This window comes from Pseudaquabacterium terrae, assembly GCF_013266755.1.
Classification (GTDB): Bacteria; Pseudomonadota; Gammaproteobacteria; order Burkholderiales; family Burkholderiaceae_C; genus Pseudaquabacterium; species Pseudaquabacterium terrae.
Genome location: NZ_JABRWJ010000018.1, coordinates 19,422 through 35,880, shown reverse-complemented (window position 1 = coordinate 35,880; position 16,459 = coordinate 19,422). Strand labels below are relative to the sequence as shown.

Here is a 16,459-nt window from a genome sequence, read left to right as displayed (position 1 = left end):
GTCTTGGAAAGCCTAGCAGAAGTAGGACTCTGCGAAGTTGGCGTCGCCATTGAACCGGCATTGAAGGCCATGCGCCGAAACCGTGAGCTGCGACTGGTTTGCGAAGGCCAGTTCGAGGGTGACGGGACCGACGTGCAGCAGAGGGAGTGGAATTGAAGACTTCCATTGCCCGGCCAGCTGGACACGACCGGCGCTGACGCGGCCGAAGAGTGCGGTCGCTTCGTGCAGCGTTGCGCCTTCGAGGAACAGGTTGACGCCGCGAGAGAACCCGGAGAGAGGCTTCTCGGTCTGCGACGTGGCCGCTTGCTCGACGTGCGCCGCCGACAGGCGAATCGAGACGCCGCTGTCTGCGTGATCGACCGAGGCGACTTCGCAATCAGCGAACAACAGCGAGAGCTTCATTCCGGAACACACCGCAGCCAGCGCGGCGCCCTGCTTCGCGCATGCGCCTGCCGCTGCTCGTCGTGCGGATAGTCGTACTGGGCCATGCGATGGTCGTCTTCGATGCGGCGCAGCTCGAAGTGCTGCGCGTCGGTGCCGTGCAGCACGCCTTGCCGGAACGCGACCGCGCGTCGGGTGGGCACGAAGCACCAGTCGAAGATGGCCAGCTTTTCGCCATCGAAGGTATGAAGCCGGCCTGCATCGTCCAGCACCACGAGCTTCAGCGCGATGGGATAGGACGTGCAGCAGTTCGGAAACAGCGCCAGCCAGCCGACATGCTTGCCATCGGCGGACAGCTTGACCTCGCTGAATCCGACCTGTTCGGCAAACGCCGGCGCGAGCACGTTCACGCCGCCGGTCTTGGTCAGCGTCAGTCGGGTGTTGTTGTCGGAAAGCGTCACCCTCAGGTAGCCCGCTTGCGCTGAAAGTGCGGACAGGAGGACGGTTGCGAGTGCGGCGCGGCGCATTTGAGCGGCCGTCATGGCGTCAACCTGCGACCGACCAGCACCAGATCGCGCTCCAGCGATTCGAGCCGTGCCACGCGCGGCATGTAGCCCCAGCGCTCGAAGGCGTGGTTCTCGAAGAGGCGAATGCTTCCCGTGTTCGAAGCAAAGATCGTCGCGGTCAGGACTTCAATGCCGAGCCGCGGTGCGTGTGCGATGGCCTGGCCGAGCAGGTAGGTACCCAGCCCCTGCTTCTGGTAGCGCGGGTCCAGGTAGATCGCCAGGTCTGCGGTGATGAAGTAGCCCGGGCGCTCGTTCATGAAGTGGAAGAACCCCAGGTACCCGATCACGCCGGCCGACGCCGCGTCGGCGTCGAACGCTACCCAGAGCGGGCGGTGGTCGGGCGTGTGCCGGATGAACGACGCGTGGCGCTGCTCCACGGTCGTGGGTTCCAGGTCGCAACTGCACTCGCGTGTCGCCACGGCGGCGTTGTAGATCTCGACGATTCGCGGAAGGTCGCCCTCGGCCGCGTCCCGGTGGTTGAAGCGCATCGCTGCTCGCTCGTCAGGAGGTGAAGGTGCTCATTGGTCGGACTGTCTCTGCGGTGCGTAGGCAAAGACCATGACCGGCTGTTCAATGCCCTGAAAGAGCATCTCGGTCTCTGCCTGACGCTGGAAGCCCGCTCGCACGAGAACGCGCTGAGAAGCGCTGTTCTGTCGTGCGGCGATTCCGAGGATACGCGTGGTCGGGGCCTTCTCGGCCGCCCATTCGCACAGCGCGCGCACGGCCGCGGTGGCGATGCCCTTGCGCTGGTGCGCCTGCGCAACGGCGAAGCCGATTTCGACCTCGCCGCGCAGCGGGCTGAGTCCGACGTGCCCGACCAACTCGCCGGTGGTCTTCAGTTCGATGCCCAGCACATAGGGCGACGCCTCGAGGTCGATATCGGCACGGTACTGCGCTGCAAGAAATGCGAGCACTGACGCGGCGTGGGCTTCATCTCGATAGACCTGGTTCGACAGCCATTTCCTCATGCCGTCTTCTTGACTCAGTGCGAAGATCCTCGGGGCATCGCTGGGTGCGAATGCGCGCAGCACCAACGACGCTGTCTCGAGGCGTGGCCGATCAGACACCCGCATTCCCGACCGGCTTGAACATGTTGATGTTGGTCGGAACGTAGCCGAGCCGTTCATACAGGGCGAGCGCTCCGCGGTTGTGACCGAAGACATGCAAGGCGATTCCAGCAAGGCCCTGCTTGCGGACCTCGTGCTCCAGTGCAAGGAACGCGCGGCTTGCATGCCCCTTGCGCTGATGTTCGGCGTCGACAGCAACGTCGTAGACATAGGCGACCTGCTGGCCTCCGCGCTCCTGAACGGCGAACCAGATCATCCCGACGGTTTCCTGCGCTGTGTCATCACGAATCGTGTAGATGAAGTTGCCCGGCGTGGAGACTCCTTGCGGAAGCAACTCTGCATAGTCCCGGCGCGACAACTCCAGTGCCGACGCTTCAGTCCACTGGCCGGATGCCACCTTGTCGCGCGCGAACTCCGCTATCGCCACCTCCAGGTAGCGTTCGAACTCCGCCGCGGTCATCGGTACCAGCGTGGTCATGCGTCCCCTCGACCCAGCGAGGCATCATCGCGCCGCGCTGCCGCGGGGCCTGTATTCAGCAGCGCTTCCACATTCCTGAGCCGCTGCATCAGTTCCTTCTGTTCCTCGTCGGTGAACTGGTTCTGGTCCTCGACCAGATGCAGGATGATGTTCGCGATGATCATCGGAATGACCATGAAGATCCAGAAGTGCCCGAAGAAGATGCCGGCGACACGGCCGGCCGGGGTGACGGGCGTCAGGTCGCCATAGCCGATCGTCAGTGCGGTGACGGTCGCCCACCAGAGCCCGTCACCGAAGCTCTTTCCTTCCAGCAGGGCGAACGTGGCAGCACCGGCCAGCAGGCTTGCGGCATAGATCCCGAGGATCAGCCAGATCCGGTTGGCCACGTACATCAGCGTCTTCTTCATCATGGGGCACTCCTGACGAACTCGACATACCTGTCGCCTCGACGCCAAGGCAGGGCGATTCTGAGGCGGTCCTCGTGCAAGGCGACATCCAGGTTGCGCAGTTTCTGCCCGACGACGCATGGTGGTCAGTGCGCATTCGGAAGCTCGGGCCGATCACGCGGGACGAGCGCAAGGTACTGCTCCAACGTGCCGCCTGCAAGCGGCTTGAACATGACGCGAAGTGTATTGGTCAGCGCGCCCATGTCGACATCTTCACGCGTTCTCGTCTGCACATAGCCCAGCGACTTCCAGAAGCGCTCGGCTCGCGCGTTGCCTTGCACGACCCCCAGCCGTAGCCAGTGGGCGCCATTGGACGCGGCCCAGGTCTCGAGATCCCGATAGAGCACCTGCGCATCGCCGTTTCCGTGGCGCGACGTGGCAACGAGGAAGAGGCCGATGTGCCAGACGCGCGGGGCGAGCAGGTCGGAAATGACATTCGCCATTGCGACCAGCGAGTCCTGCGCATCGAGGTAGCCGATGAGCCATTTCTTCGTGAAGCTCCAACCGGTGGGCACCTGGCCGTGGATTTCTTCATGCGCTTCGTTCGGACTGGCGGGCTGGCCATTGACGGCGAGGAAGTACGCCGGGTTGGCCTCGAAGAAACGCTGCAGGTCCGACTCCCGATCGGGCGTCAGTTCGATCGCGCGAAGACCCGGGATCGACGAAGAGGGAAGCTCTTTGGACATGCGCAAGACGCCTGCATCCTAGCGAAACAGCATCAGTGCATCCCTGTTGATCGCCGCCTCGACCAGGGCCGCGAAAGGCGTCTTGTTCGGCCCGTAGCCGCTCCATGCGGCCGGGTTTGGTGCCCACTGAGGGGAGGGCTCAAGTCCCAACAGAGCGGACGCGACTTCGCCGAGGTGCACCCCCAAATGCTCGGATGCTGCTGACGCACCGCCATCCTCGACGGTGGCCGAGAGCACAAAGGGACGAAAGCGATCCCATGTGGCACTCAACTGAAAAACGATGATCCTTGCCAGATCGTAGGAGAGTTCGTTGCCTTCATCCGAGCGCAGGAAGGACTCGCCGGACCAGAACTGCTGGATCTGCGTTGGCCCCCAGAACCCGCGATGCCGCGCATGCATTTGCTGTGGCGTTGAAACAGCGAAACTCGGCGGGCAAAGCCGATGCTCGGTGTTGACGGCAATGCCCTCGTTCAACCACACAGGGATGGGTAGGTGGCTCAGACATGCATGCGTCAACTCATGCGCGATGACTGGCTCGATGGACCGCAGGTCTGCCTTTACGGTCGCGAAGTGGCCGCAGCCGGCGTTGATGTACATGCCCCCGCTGCCGGCGAATTCTCCAGTCTGTGGGTAGTAGTGGGCGACATACCTGTAGTAGGTGTCGTCATCGTCGAATACGACAAGGATGTCGTGACCCCACTCCGGCACATTCGCGACGCCATCGAGGATGCGCACGACCCGCTGAAGGGTCTTGTTGACGAACGTGAGCGTGGCCTCGGCGACATTGTTCTGCAGTGTCGAGAGGAGCATCGCGTTACCCTGCTCGCGCAGCCGATAGGCGGGCCCAAGCGCAGCGCGCAAATGCTCGAGCCATGCACGCTCGCAATCGGACCAGGCGCGAGCCTGTACGGCTGCGTCGGTGATGCCATCTACCCACTGCTGGGCGGCGTTCCAGTCAAGCAGAGGCAGACCATTCGCGTCGACCAGGTTTTCGGTGACGCCGAAGTCATGCGACCCTTCCGCCGAGATCGCGACGGGTGGCGGCGAGAGCGCCGGTGCTGCCCCGACCTCAGCAGACGGTTTCGGAGTGACCAGCGAGCGAAGTAGCTTTAGCACGATACAGGAGGTCCAAGTGCCGGCTGACGTTCGGCATGTTCCACAGGAGGAGCTCGAGGAAAGTCGTCCCGATGGAGCGGTCGGCCGTCAATCACTGCAGACGGTAGATGTACCGAAACGGCACCTTCACTTCCACCGGGATCGCATTCTTGAGGATGGGTTCGAACTCCCATGTTCGAGCGGCCCGTTGAACCTCTTCGGTCAGAAACGGATGCGGAGAGCGGACGACCTTGACTTCCGAAACCTTCCCTGAAGGCGCAATGGTAACGATGCATTCGACGGGGCCTTCAGCTCCTGCACGCCGCGCTGCGATTGGATACTTGGGGAGCTCAGCGTAAAGAATCTTGGGACGCGTATCGTATTGACTCCAGCGATTTCCGAAGAGGCCATTGATCAAGAATTCCGCTTCTGCTTCGCCCTGCGTTCTGAGTGCGGGTGAACCTGTGTTGACAATGATGTACTGCTCTGGCGGAGTAGTGCAGCCGGAGGCGGCAATCAGGAAAGGGAGAAGTGCGAACTGCAGGGCGAGGCGCATGGTCTTCTTGACGGTAGGCGTTTGAGGTAAAGGGGCCGCCTTCTTCGCAGCCCGGCTCGGTCCGAGCGCAAGCAGTGCGGATCCGAGCGTCTGAATCGCGATGCTGTATTGCGCAACGAAGTGCTGCATGGAGTCCTCACACTATCGCCCCTCAATCTCAAACCTCTTCAACTTGTCATACAGCGTCTTCTTCGGAATCCCCAACCGCTCCGCCGCCAGCGCCACCTGCCCATCGGCCGCCGCCAGCGCCTCCCGCAGCAACCGCTTCTCGATCAGCTCCAATCGCTTCGGCAGTGGCAGCGCGCTGCCATCCGCGGGCGCAGCATCGGCACCGGCCACACCCAAGACAAGCCGCTCCGCAAACGCCTTCAACTCCCGCACATTCCCCGGCCATGCCCGCGCACGCCACTCGTCCATCTGCTGCGCGGTCCAATCCGGCACCGGCCGCTGGTAGCGCCGGCACGCCTGCTGCACGAAGTGCGCGAGCAGCAGCGGAATGTCCTCCGCATGCGAGCGCAGCGGCGGCAGGTCGACGTTGACGGTGGCGATGCGGTAGTACAGATCGGCCCGAAACCGCCCCTGCGCCGACATCTCGGCCAGATCCGCCTTGCTCGCGCAGACGACGCGGCAGTCGATCGGCACCGAGGCATTGCCACCCAGCCGCTCGACACAGCGCTCCTGCAGCACCCGCAGCAGCTTGGCCTGCAACGCCAGCGGCATCGATTCCAGCTCGTCGAGAAACACCGTGCCGCCACGGGCGTATTCGAACTTCCCGATGCGCCGCTTTTGCGCGCCGGTGAAGGCGCCGGCCTCGTGGCCGAACATCTCGCTCTCGAACATCGTCTCGGGCAGCGCCGCGCAATTGATCGCGACGAAGGGGCCCGAACTTCCCGCGTGCAACGCCCGCGCCAGCACCTCCTTGCCGGTGCCGGTCTCGCCGTTGATCAACACGTCGGCGCCGCTCGGGCCGATCGTCGCGACGAACTGCCGCAGCCGCTGCATGGCCACGCCTTCGCCAAGCAGCAGGTGCACTTCCTCGCCACTGCGAACACGGTCCTGCAGCCGCCGGTTCTCCAGCACCAGCCGGCGCTTGTCGAGCGCGCGCTTCACCACCGCCACCAGGTGGTCGGGCCGGAACGGTTTCTCGACGAAGTCGTAGGCGCCGTCGCGCATCGCCTGCACCGCCATCGCCACGTCGCCATGCCCGGTGACGAGGATCACCGGCAGCTCGCGGTCGATGCGCTGCGCCTCGGCCAGCAGCTCGAGCCCGGATCGGCCGGGCAGGCGCACGTCGCTGACCACGACGCCATCGAACTCGGGCGTCAGCTGGTCGAGCGCTTCTTCCATCGTCTCGACCGCGTTGACCGGCAGCTGCGCCAGCTTCAGCGATTGCACCGTCGCCAGCCGCACGCTGGCTTCATCCTCGATCAGCAGCACGCCGGGCATCAGGCGGTCTCCTCTTCCGTGTCGAGCAGCGGCAGCCGCAGCACGAATTGCGCGCCGCCCACGCCGCGGCCGCCGGGCGGGTCAGTTGCCGCCAGCTGCCCGCCCATCGCCTGCACGATCGACGACGAGATCGCCAGCCCGAGGCCGAGGCCCTGGCCCGAGGGTTTGGTGGTGAAGAAGGGCTCGAAGAGCCGCGCGCGCGCCTGCGGCGCCAGGCCGGGGCCGCTGTCGCTGATCGTCACCACGGCGTCGTCGCCGTCGCGCGCCAGCACCAGGTGCACGCTGCGCTCGTCGGCGCCGGCCACCGCGTCGAGCGCGTTCTTCATCAGGTTCACCAGCACCTGTTCGATGCGCAGGCTGTCGCCCATCACGCGCGCCGAGGGCAGTGCGGTGATCGACAGCGCGGCGCCGTGCTGGCGGTAATCGGCTTCCAGCAGCAGCGCGGCATTGCGGATCGACGCTGCCAGGTCGACCGGGCCGACCAGGTCCTCGCTCTTGCGCGCGAAGCCCTTCAGCTGCCCGATCAGCCGGCCCATGCGGCTGCACGCATCGCTGATGTGCTGCAGGTTCTCGCGCACGCTGTCGGGGTCGCCGTGGTCGAGGAAGGCGACGGCGTTGTCGGCGAAGGCCTTGACCGCCGTCAGGGGCTGGTTCAGCTCGTGCGTCATGCCGGCGGCCATCTGGCCCAGCATGCCGAGCTTGCCGGCCTGCACCAGCTCGTTCTGCGTCTCGCGCAGCAGCTGCTCGGCCTGCTGCAGCTCGCGGTAGCGCTCGGCCAGGTCGCGGTTGGCGCGCACCAGCTCGGCGGTGCGCTCGGCAATGCGCTGCTCGAGCTGGGTCGAGGCCTCGCTCAGCGCCGCGCGCGCCGCATCCAGCGATCGCGCATGCGCGCGCCGCTGCGACCAGGCGTGCGCGCCCAGCGCCGCGGCCAGCAGCAGCAGCGCGGTGCCGAAGGCCATCGCGCGCGCGGCCTGGCGCGCCGGCGCGGGGTCGACGAACAGCATCAGCCGCCAGCCCAGCGGGCCGACCGGCTGCTCGACCACCGGCAGCGCGGCCGCGGCCGCGGGCAGCGGATCGATGCGCCGGCCGGTGTATTGCTGCGACGCGGCGATCTCGCGCCGCGCCGCGTCGTCCAGCGGTTTCAGGCTGCGGTATTTCCAGTCCGGCTGGCTGGCGAGGAACAGCACGCCGTTGCGGTCGACCAGCGCCGCCCGCTCGTCGCCGCCGGCCCAGCTGCGCTCGAAGGCATCGAGGCTGATCTTCAGCACCACCGCGCCGAGCGGCCGGCCGTGGGAGCCGCCGGGGTCGGCCACCGGGTGGGCGAGGAAGTAGCCGGGCAGCGAGGTCGTCGTGCCGATGGCGTAGAAGCGGCCAACGTCGCCGGCCAGCGCGGCGCGCGCATACGGGCGGAAGCCGTAGTTGTTGCCGACGAAGGTCTGCACGTCCTGCCAGTTGCTGGCGGCGATCGTCAGGCCGTTGTGGTCGATGACGTAGGCGGCGGCGACCTGCGCGCGCTGCTGCACCTCGGCCAGGTAGTGGTTCAGCGCGTCGATGCGCGCGGCGTCGCCGGGATGCTGCAGGCCCTGCTGCACCTGGGCCTGCAGGGAAATCACGAAGGGCAGCGTCTCGACCTTCTCGAGGGCGCCGTTCAGGTCCAGCGCCAGCGCCGCGGCATGGCGTTCGGCCTTCGCACGCAGCGCCGCGCCGGCGCGTTCAGCGCTGAAGTGGTAGGCCGCGGCGCAGGCCAGCGCGACGGCCAGCAGCCAGGCGCCGGCGACCGCGAACACGCGGACTCTCGGTTTCGCCGGGGCAGTTGCTGAAGAAATCACGCGCGCACGCTACACCAACTGTGCAAGCTCACCGAATTCAGCCGGCACGCGGGCAAGTCCCGACCCGCAGCGGCGAAGTGCTCGCCAGAATCCGCGCGCGGCGTTTTGGGAGCCGCGTTTCACGAGGATCACACGATGGCTGGTTTTCAGCGCAAGGGCGGCAGGATGAATGGGCAGCGGCGATTGATCGGCGCGGGTGCAGTGGCTGCCATGCTGGCGCTGGCCGGCTGCAGCGGCGAGCCCGAGGTCATCAAGATCGGCGTCAGCCAGCCCTTGTCGGGCAACCTGGCGACACTGGGCCAGGACATGGTCAACGGCGCCAAGATGGCCGTCGACGAGATCAACGCCAAGGGCGGCGTGCGCCTGGGCTCGGGCCGCGCGAAGCTGGAGATCGTCACCGCCGACGACAAGGCCGATGCCAAGACCGGCGAAGCAGCGGCGCAGACGCTGGTCGATGCCGGCATCACGGTCGCGATCGCGCACCTGAATTCCGGCGTCAGCATCGCCGCCGCGCCGATCTACGCCAAGGCCAACGTGCCGCAGCTGGCCATCTCCACCAAGCCGAGCTACACGCAGCAGGATCTGGCCACCACGCTGCGCCTGGTGGCCAACGACAACCTGCAGGCCAAGGCGATGGGCTCCTACGCCGCGCAGCTGGCCGGCGCACAGCGCTTCGCGGTGGTCGACGACAGCACGCCCTACGGCAAGGGCCTGGCCGACGACGCCGCCGGCGCGATCAAGCAACAGCAGCGCGAGGTCACGCTGCGCCAGTCGCTCGACGACAAGCGCACCGACTTCGCGCCGCTGATCGCCGAGCTCGCCAAGACCAAGACCGACGTGCTGGTGACGACGCTGGGCGACTTCCAGGTCGAGGCGCTGATCAAGCAGGCTGCGGCGGCGGGGCTGACGCGGCTGCGCATCCTCGGCGGCGACACGATCAAGACCGACAAGCTCAACAAGGTGGCGCCGCTGATCGCCGGCGTCTATGCCACGTCGCCGATCGTCGAGGCGCGCGAGTTCCCGAACGGCAAACCCTTCCTCGATGGCTTCCGCACCCGCTTCAAGGGCGATCCGATCTACGGCGCGCACTACGCCTACGACGCGGTGCACCTGGTCGCCGACGCGATGGCGCGCAACGACACCGCCGACCGCAAGAAGCTGCTGGAGCGGCTGAAGAACCCGTCCTTCGACGGCCACGCGCCGGTCACCGGCTCGATGCGCTTCGCGGCCGATGGCGAGCAGCGTTATTCGGCGGTGGCGGTGTACCTGCTGAAGGATGGTGCGTGGCTGCCGCAGATCCGCTCGGATCGCTGGTAGGTCGGTCGCTCAGTACTTCAGTTCGAAGCGGGTGCCGCGGTAGTCGAGCACGGCGCTGCGCAGGCGGATCGTCTGCAGCGTCAGGCCGGGCGCCAGCTGGTCGCCTTCGCGGAACGGCTGGCCGTTGAGGATCAACAGCCGTGCCGAGGCTTGCGGCGAATCCATCGCGCCGCCGGCTTGCAGCGTGGGCAGCGTGCGGCGCACGGCTTCGGGCAGCTCGGCGAGTGTCGGCAGGCGCTCGGGCGGCGCGGGCGTTGCGGGTGGCGCGGGTGCGGCCGCGCTGGCCGCTGACTTCGGGAGATAGGCCGGTTCGGCCTTCGCGGCTGGCGGCGCGACCGGCAGTGGCAAGGGCAGCGCGGGCGAGGGGGCGACCGATGCCGGCCGCGCTGGGGCCGGCGTGGGCGTGACGAGGGCCGGCGCCGCGGCCACCGGCACGGTCGGCGCTGGCGGCTGCGGCAGCAGCGCCCACCAGGCCGCGCCGGCACCGATCACCAGCAGGCCGAGCGCCGCAGCGCCGAGCACCATCCGGCGCCCGGTCGGGCGTGCCGCGGCGGCATCGGCCGGCGCCAGCGGCTGGCTTTGCAGCCCGGGCAGCGCGCCGCGCTGGCGTTCGGCATCGGCGCGGCGCAGGGCATCGAGGACGTAGGACATGCTGCTTGCTTATCTCGTCACGTTCAGCGCTGCACCCGACCGCTGGTGAACAGCGCGGCGATGACCAGCAACAGCGCTGAGAACAGAAACGCGCCGATCGCTCTGGCGATCATTTTCGACGACTCTCCACTTCGAACGCCCTCGATCGCCATGCGCAGCATGTGGCGCGTGCCGATGGCGCCAAGTACTCCGGGAATGAGCAGCAGGACGAAGGGCGCCAGGACTTCAGGATCATTGCCGGCGAAGAAAGGTGCTGGATCTTCTGCGAGGCTCATCAGGTCCGGCAGAAATCGAAACCCGATCAGGAGGATTCCGACGCCGCAGTACGTGAGAACACCGCCTGCGGCAGTGGCAACGAGGGTCCACCACGGCAGTCGTGCGCCGGACTCACTGCTGACCATGGGAGAAGCACCGGTTTCTCGTTCTCATGACGTTCAACGTTCGATGATCAGGCGCGGCTCGTCGATGCCGGCGGCGCGGTTCAGTTGCATCAAGGTCAGCGGCCCGGCGACACCATCGGCCGGCAGCCCCTGCGCGCGCTGGAAGGCGGCGATGCGCGCGCGCAGTGCCGCGGCATCGGCCTCGCCGGCGCCGAGCTGCGCGGCGATCCAGTCGGGCATGCCTTCGTTGTCCGCCGGGCGGCGCATCAAGGTGGCGAAGTCGCCGCGCCAGCGCGCGGCGAGCGCGTCGATCGCCACGGCGTGCGTGTGATCGCCCAGGCGCAGCAGCGCGTGCCGATCGCGCAGCCCGACGAGCAGCGCAGGCCGCGCGCGGTTGCCGGGATCGACCAGCGTGATCAGCCCCGGCCGGTCCAACGCGCGGATCTGCGCCAGCGTCAGCGAGGTGCTGCGCTGGCAGCGCAGCGGCTGGTCGGCAGCGCAGGGGTCGGCAGCGAGCGGGTTGTCGCTCCACAGCGCGGCGAGCGCACGCCAGGCGGCGGCTTCGTCGCTGTCGAGGCGCTGCCACAGCGCATCGAGCTCGATCGCCGGGACCGGCGCGATCGCTGCGGCCGAGGCCGGCGCGCTCGGCGCCGTCGCGGCGCTGACTGCCGACGCCGCCGGTGCGGCAACCACGCGCCGGGCCTCGGCGGGCGCGGTCATCGGCCAATGCGCTGCCGCCGCCCACAGCCCCGCCGCCGCGAGCAGCCCCGCACCGGCCAGCGCCAGGCGCCGGGGCCGCGGCACCGCCTCGTCGAACACCTCGCGCGCCGCGTTGTCGACGATGCCGCGGTCGGCACGTTCGCGGCGCCGGCTCCACGCGCCGAGCAGCGCGCGGTCGGCGAGCAGGTTGATGCGCCGCGGCACGCCACGCGCGAGCTGGTGGATGCGCCGCAGCGCGCCGGCGTCGAAGGGCAGCGGGCCGGTGCCGCCGGCCACCGCCAGCCGGTGCCGCACGTAGGCCTCGGTCTCGGCGGCCGACAGCGCCTGCAGGTGGTAGCGCGCGATCACCCGCTGCGCCAGCGCGGCCAGCGCGGGCCGCGCCAGCATCGTGCGCAGCTCGGGCTGGCCGATCAGCACGATCTGCAGCAGCTTGCGCTCTGCCGTCTCGAGGTTGGTCAACAGGCGCAGCTGTTCCAGCAGCTCCGGCGTCAGATCCTGCGCCTCGTCGATGATCAGCACGTTGTTGCGGCCGGCGGCGTGCTCGCGCAGCAGGAAGGCATTCAACGGATCGAGGTAGTCCTTGACCGTGGCGCTCGCGTGCGGCGGCAGGCCTTCGATGCGGAATTCGTCGGCCACCGAGCGCAGCAGCTCGGTCACCGTCAGCCGCGGGTTGAAGATGTAGGCGACATTGCAGTGCGCCGGCAACTGCTCGAGAAAGCAGCGGCAGACGGTGGTCTTGCCGGCGCCGATCTCGCCCGTCAGCAGCACGAAGCCGCCGCCGCCCTGCAGCCCGAACAGCAGGTGCGCCAGCGCCTCGCGGTGGCGCTCGCTCATGAACAGGAAGCGGGGATCGGGGGCGATCGAGAACGGCTCGCGCGCCAGCCCGAACGACGGGGCATACATCTCGGCGAGCATACGTCCCATAGACTGCTGCGTCGCTCGCCTCTCCCCGCTCAGAAGTTGCCCACCGATCCGATCGCTTCCTCCACCGCGCTGGCCGTGCGGGCCGCCGCGGTGCTGGCCGGCTCGAACGATGCGACCGAGCTCGCCACCGTGCTCGGCTGGCCGGTGCACGAGGTGCGTGCTGCCGGCCCGATCGAATTGGCCGTCGACCCCGCGCCGCTGGCCGAGTGGTTCCGCGCCGCGCCGGACGATGCCGCGCGCACCTTCGCACGGGCGCTGGCCTGGCTGCAGAGCCAGGGCCGCGTCGAGCAGGCGGCGCCGCTGGCGCTGGCCTTCGGCACCACAGCGCAGCGGCTCGCGCTGCTCGACGACGCCGGCTGGCTTCTGCTGTGGCGGCCGCGGCGCGCGGTGCTCGGGCCGCTGCTGGCGAGCGTGTCGATGGAGCCGGGGGCCGATGCGGTGCTGCCGCTGCAGCTGGCGTGGTGGGTCGAGGTCGAACGCGTGCCGCATGCTGCGGAGCGCCGGCTGCAGCACACCGCCACCGACGACCCGGCGCTGCCGCTGCCGCTGCGCGCCGCCGTGCATTCGCGGCTGGCGCAAGTCTTCGACGACGCGCGCGGCGCGCTGCGCTGGGCCCGCCAGGCCGTCACCGGCCATCCGAACGACCTGACCCCGGCCGCGCTCTTGGCGCGTTATGCGCTCGGGCTCGCGCTGGTCGACGCAGGACACCCGCATGCGGCGCTCGAGCCGCTGGCCGCGCTGGTGCGGGCCTGCCGGCGCGACGGCCTGCCGATGCTGGCGCTCGACGCCTTCGCCGCGCTGGCGCGCGCGCACGACGAGCTCGGCGACGCGCCGGGCCTGCAGGCGACGCTGGCCGCGGCGCAGACGCTGGCGCGTGAGCACGGCATCGACGACGCGCCGGCACTGCAGCTGCTCGAGCGCCTGCGCCGGCTGCAAGGCCTGCGCCGCGCGAGCTTCGCCGAGCCCGAGCGCCGCAACGAAACGCCGCTCGCACCGGCGCTGCCCCCGACCGCCTACGAAGCCTTCCCGAACCTGGTGCTCGACGCGTTGGAACTGCTGCAGGCCGATGCGCTGGACGCCGCGACCGAGGCGCTGCAGGCACTCGATCGCCGCCAGGCGCAGGCCTTCCATTGCCACAAGTGGCGCAACGCCCACCTGCACGCGCGCCTGTGGTGGCTGGCGCGGCGGCCGCAGCCGGCGGTATTGGCCGAGGCGATGGCGCTGCAGCCGGCGGTCGACGACGCGTCGACACTGGTCGAGCTGCACCAGGCCGTGCTCGCCGCCGCGGCCGCCGCGCTGGCCGGCCGGCCGCTCGCCGCCGATCTGCTCGTGGCCTGGCAAGCCCAGCTCGGCGCGCGCCGCCTGCAGCGCCTGCAGCAGCGGCTCGCGCTGATCCAGGCCATCGGCGCGCCGCCGGACACTGATCCGCTGCTCGGCTGGCTGACCGACCAGGCCGCCGACCTAGGGCCGTGGGACGCCGCGTGGCTGGCACCGAAGCTCGCCACGGTGCTCGAAGCGCTGCTGACGACGCCGGCCATCGTGCGCCATCCGGCCGAGCGCGCGCTCGCGCAGCGCCTGCTGCAGCAGATGCTGGCGCCGCCGCCGGCGCCGGCCGCTGCGCCGGTCGAACCCGGCGCACCGCCCGCGGACCTGACGCTGCGCGAATGGGAAATCCTGCAGCTGATCGGCCGCCACTACACCAACGAGCAGATCGCCAACCAGCTGAACGTCTCGCTGGCGACGGTCAAGACGCACATCAACCGCGTCTACGGCAAGCTCTCCATTGGCTCGCGCGCCGAAGCCGTTCAGCGCGCGCATCACTTGCAGCACCCTAGCTGAACCTGGCCCCCAAGACGCCTTCGGCGTCGCCCCCCCAAGGGGGAGCCGGCCGACCGGGAGACCCGGATCGGCCTGACGTCGCTTCGCCGCGACAGGGTTATACCGGTCCACCGCGATCATCCACCCCCCCGGTGGACGCCAGCGCGCTGCCCCGGAGCGAAGAATCGCCGCACATCATCACAACAAGAGTGCCCCGATGCTGCTGCTGCACCCCCCGATCGCGCCCTGGCTGGTCCGCACCGAGACCGGCTGCCGCGTCACGCTGCTGACCGACCAGCCGGCGCTGCAGGCCGTCTGGCTGCGCGTGCTGCCCGACAACGAGGAATACCTGCTGCCGATGAAGGCGGCCGGCCGCGCCGGCGCGCTGCACGCCTGGACGGGCGAGATGCCGTGGGACGGCGGCAACCCGGCCACGCTGTACAGCTTCGAGGTGCTGGCGGGCGACAGCCAGCGCTGGCTCGGCGCCGATGGCCTGCATCCGCATGTTCCGCCCGAGGCGCAGCACTTCCGCGTGGTGCGCGAGCTGCCGCCGGCCTGGGTGCGCGACCAGGTCTTCTACCAGGTCTTCCCGGACCGCTTTGCGCTCGGCGACAGCCCGCCCAACCGCGATGGCGAGACGGTCTACGGCAGCCGGCCGCAGGCCGCGCAGCAGCTGGAGTGGGGCGCGCCGCTCGACCCGGCGCAGGCGGCGAATTCGTTCTACGGCGGCGACCTGGACGGCCTGCGCGCGAAGCTCGGCCACCTGCAGCAGGCGGTCGGCGCGACGGCGGTCTACCTGAACCCGGTCTTCACCTCCGGCAGCAACCACCGCTACGACACCGAGGACTACGACAACGTCGATCCGGCGCTCGGCGGTAACGCCGCATTGGAGCGGCTGTCGGCGGCGATGCACTCGCGCGGCATGCGCCTGGTGCTCGACGCGGTGCTGAACCACACCAGCACCAACCACCCGTGGTTCAACCGCTGGGGCCGGCACGAGGGGGTCGGCGCCGACCAGTCGGACGCATCGCCGTGGCGGCAGTGGTACGCCTTCAACGACGCCGGTCATCCGATCTACTGGAAGGGCCACGACTCGCTGCCGGTGCTCGACTTCTCGCACGCCGCGCTGCGCGAGGCGGTGTACGAAGGGCCCGACGCGATCGTCAAGAAGTGGTTGCGCGCGCCGTACTCGATCGACGGCTGGCGGCTCGACGTGATCCACATGCTCGGCGAGGGCCGCGGCGCGCGCAACAACGCGCACCACGTGCGCCAGATCCGCCAGGCGATCAAGTCCGAGCAACCCAGCGCCTACATGCTCGGCGAGCATTTCAGCGAGGCGACGCGCTGGCTGCAGGGCGATCAGGAAGATGCGTCGATGAACTACTACGGCTTCGCGCAGCCGCTGTGGGCCTGGCTCGCCGGCCAGGACGTCAACGGCCATCCGGCCGCGCTGTCGACGCTGCAGTTCGAGGCCTGGCTGAACCGCGCGCGCAGCGCGATCGGCTACGACACCGCGCTGGTGCAGTTCAACCTGCTCGGCAGCCACGACACGCCGCGCTTCCTGACCCGCCTGGCCGGCAACCACGCCAAGGCGCGCTTGGGCATGACGCTGCTGTTCGCCTACCCCGGCGTGCCGTGTCTCTACTACGGCGACGAGGTCGGCATGGAAGGCGGCGCCGACCCCGATTGCCGCCGCTGCATGGACTGGACCGGCGCCAGCTGGGACCGCGAGCTGCTGGCGCACGTCAAGCGCCTCGCGACGCTGCGCCGCGAACGCCGCGAATGGCGCGACGGCGCATTCCAGGTGCTCGCGCAGGGCGAACACTGGCTCGCCTTCGCGCGCTACACCGCGCAGGCGGTGAGCATCGTCGTGGTCAACCGCGGGCCGGCGATCGAGGTGCAGCTGCCGCTGAAGGCGCTGCCGGTCGAGGTGTCCGAGTGGCGGGATGCCGATGGAGCGCCGCTGACTGCGCGATCGGCAACGCTGTCGTTGACCTTGCCTGCCGAGAGCGGCAGGGTGCTGGTGAGCTGATCGACCGCGAGCTTGCCGCAGGACGCCAGAGTGTAGTAACGTTGCTACGTACTCGAACTCGGGCCGC

17 protein-coding genes are annotated in these 16,459 nt (G+C 68.9%); 3 read left to right on the top strand and 14 right to left on the bottom strand.

Going from position 1 to position 16,459, the window contains the following annotated elements:
* Positions 1 to 12: 12 nt before the first annotated feature.
* From HLB44_RS34580 to HLB44_RS34530, 11 genes are all read right to left on the bottom strand, one after another.
* Positions 13 to 402, bottom strand: a complete 390-nt coding sequence (locus HLB44_RS34580) for a hypothetical protein (RefSeq protein WP_173134758.1) — start codon at positions 400 to 402, stop codon at positions 13 to 15.
* Positions 399 to 923, bottom strand: a complete 525-nt coding sequence (locus HLB44_RS34575; protein WP_173134755.1) for a hypothetical protein — start codon at positions 921 to 923, stop codon at positions 399 to 401. The genes HLB44_RS34580 and HLB44_RS34575 overlap by 4 nt, the downstream gene beginning before the upstream one ends.
* On the bottom strand, positions 920 to 1,435 hold the full coding sequence (locus HLB44_RS34570) for a GNAT family N-acetyltransferase (protein WP_173134753.1): 516 nt from the start codon (positions 1,433 to 1,435) through the stop codon (positions 920 to 922). Before HLB44_RS34570 ends, HLB44_RS34575 begins: the two co-directional genes overlap by 4 nt.
* Before the next feature lie 30 nt (positions 1,436 to 1,465).
* A complete protein-coding gene (locus HLB44_RS34565) occupies positions 1,466 to 2,020 on the bottom strand; it encodes a GNAT family N-acetyltransferase (protein WP_246312642.1) in 555 nt (184 codons plus the stop codon).
* A complete protein-coding gene (locus HLB44_RS34560) occupies positions 2,007 to 2,492 on the bottom strand; it encodes a GNAT family N-acetyltransferase (protein WP_173134748.1) in 486 nt (161 codons plus the stop codon). Before HLB44_RS34560 ends, HLB44_RS34565 begins: the two co-directional genes overlap by 14 nt.
* Positions 2,489 to 2,899, bottom strand: coding sequence for a potassium channel family protein (locus tag HLB44_RS34555; RefSeq protein WP_173134744.1), 411 nt, complete (start codon positions 2,897 to 2,899; stop codon positions 2,489 to 2,491). The genes HLB44_RS34560 and HLB44_RS34555 overlap by 4 nt, the downstream gene beginning before the upstream one ends.
* 125 nt (positions 2,900 to 3,024) lie before the next feature.
* On the bottom strand, positions 3,025 to 3,624 hold the full coding sequence (locus HLB44_RS34550; RefSeq protein ID WP_173134742.1) for a GNAT family N-acetyltransferase: 600 nt from the start codon (positions 3,622 to 3,624) through the stop codon (positions 3,025 to 3,027).
* An 18-nt stretch (positions 3,625 to 3,642) separates the two neighbouring features.
* Positions 3,643 to 4,740: a hypothetical protein gene (locus HLB44_RS34545; RefSeq protein WP_173134739.1), complete on the bottom strand. Its 1,098-nt coding sequence runs from the start codon at positions 4,738 to 4,740 to the stop codon at positions 3,643 to 3,645.
* 91 nt (positions 4,741 to 4,831) lie between these two features.
* On the bottom strand, positions 4,832 to 5,404 hold the full coding sequence (locus tag HLB44_RS34540) for an energy transducer TonB (protein ID WP_173134736.1): 573 nt from the start codon (positions 5,402 to 5,404) through the stop codon (positions 4,832 to 4,834).
* Between the two features lie 12 nt (positions 5,405 to 5,416).
* The gene (locus HLB44_RS34535; protein WP_173134733.1) at positions 5,417 to 6,721 is read right to left on the bottom strand and encodes a sigma-54-dependent transcriptional regulator; all 1,305 of its coding nucleotides are present in this window, start codon (positions 6,719 to 6,721) and stop codon (positions 5,417 to 5,419) included.
* Complete coding sequence (locus HLB44_RS34530; protein WP_343051747.1) at positions 6,721 to 8,508, bottom strand: sensor histidine kinase; 1,788 nt, start codon at positions 8,506 to 8,508, stop codon at positions 6,721 to 6,723. Before HLB44_RS34530 ends, HLB44_RS34535 begins: the two co-directional genes overlap by 1 nt.
* A gap of 177 nt (positions 8,509 to 8,685) precedes the next feature.
* Between HLB44_RS34530 and HLB44_RS34525 the strand changes: the two genes are divergently transcribed.
* Complete coding sequence (locus HLB44_RS34525) at positions 8,686 to 9,867, top strand: branched-chain amino acid ABC transporter substrate-binding protein (protein WP_246312641.1); 1,182 nt, start codon at positions 8,686 to 8,688, stop codon at positions 9,865 to 9,867.
* 9 nt (positions 9,868 to 9,876) lie between these two features.
* Here HLB44_RS34525 and HLB44_RS38070 read toward each other — a convergent pair whose 3' ends face one another.
* The 3 genes from HLB44_RS38070 to HLB44_RS34510 are packed head-to-tail and all read right to left on the bottom strand — an operon-like array spanning position 9,877 to position 12,521.
* Entirely contained in the window at positions 9,877 to 10,518 is a 642-nt protein-coding gene (locus HLB44_RS38070) for a general secretion pathway protein GspB (RefSeq protein ID WP_173134730.1), read from the bottom strand.
* A 23-nt stretch (positions 10,519 to 10,541) separates the two neighbouring features.
* Positions 10,542 to 10,919: a hypothetical protein gene (locus tag HLB44_RS34515; RefSeq protein ID WP_173134728.1), complete on the bottom strand. Its 378-nt coding sequence runs from the start codon at positions 10,917 to 10,919 to the stop codon at positions 10,542 to 10,544.
* Between the two features lie 33 nt (positions 10,920 to 10,952).
* Complete coding sequence (locus tag HLB44_RS34510) at positions 10,953 to 12,521, bottom strand: ExeA family protein (RefSeq protein WP_173134834.1); 1,569 nt, start codon at positions 12,519 to 12,521, stop codon at positions 10,953 to 10,955.
* A gap of 57 nt (positions 12,522 to 12,578) precedes the next feature.
* On the opposite strand from HLB44_RS34510, the gene HLB44_RS34505 reads away from it, so the two are divergent.
* A complete protein-coding gene (locus tag HLB44_RS34505; protein ID WP_173134725.1) occupies positions 12,579 to 14,381 on the top strand; it encodes a LuxR C-terminal-related transcriptional regulator in 1,803 nt (600 codons plus the stop codon).
* 196 nt (positions 14,382 to 14,577) lie between these two features.
* On the top strand, positions 14,578 to 16,392 hold the full coding sequence (gene malZ, locus HLB44_RS34500; protein WP_173134722.1) for a maltodextrin glucosidase: 1,815 nt from the start codon (positions 14,578 to 14,580) through the stop codon (positions 16,390 to 16,392).
* Positions 16,393 to 16,459 lie beyond the last annotated feature (67 nt).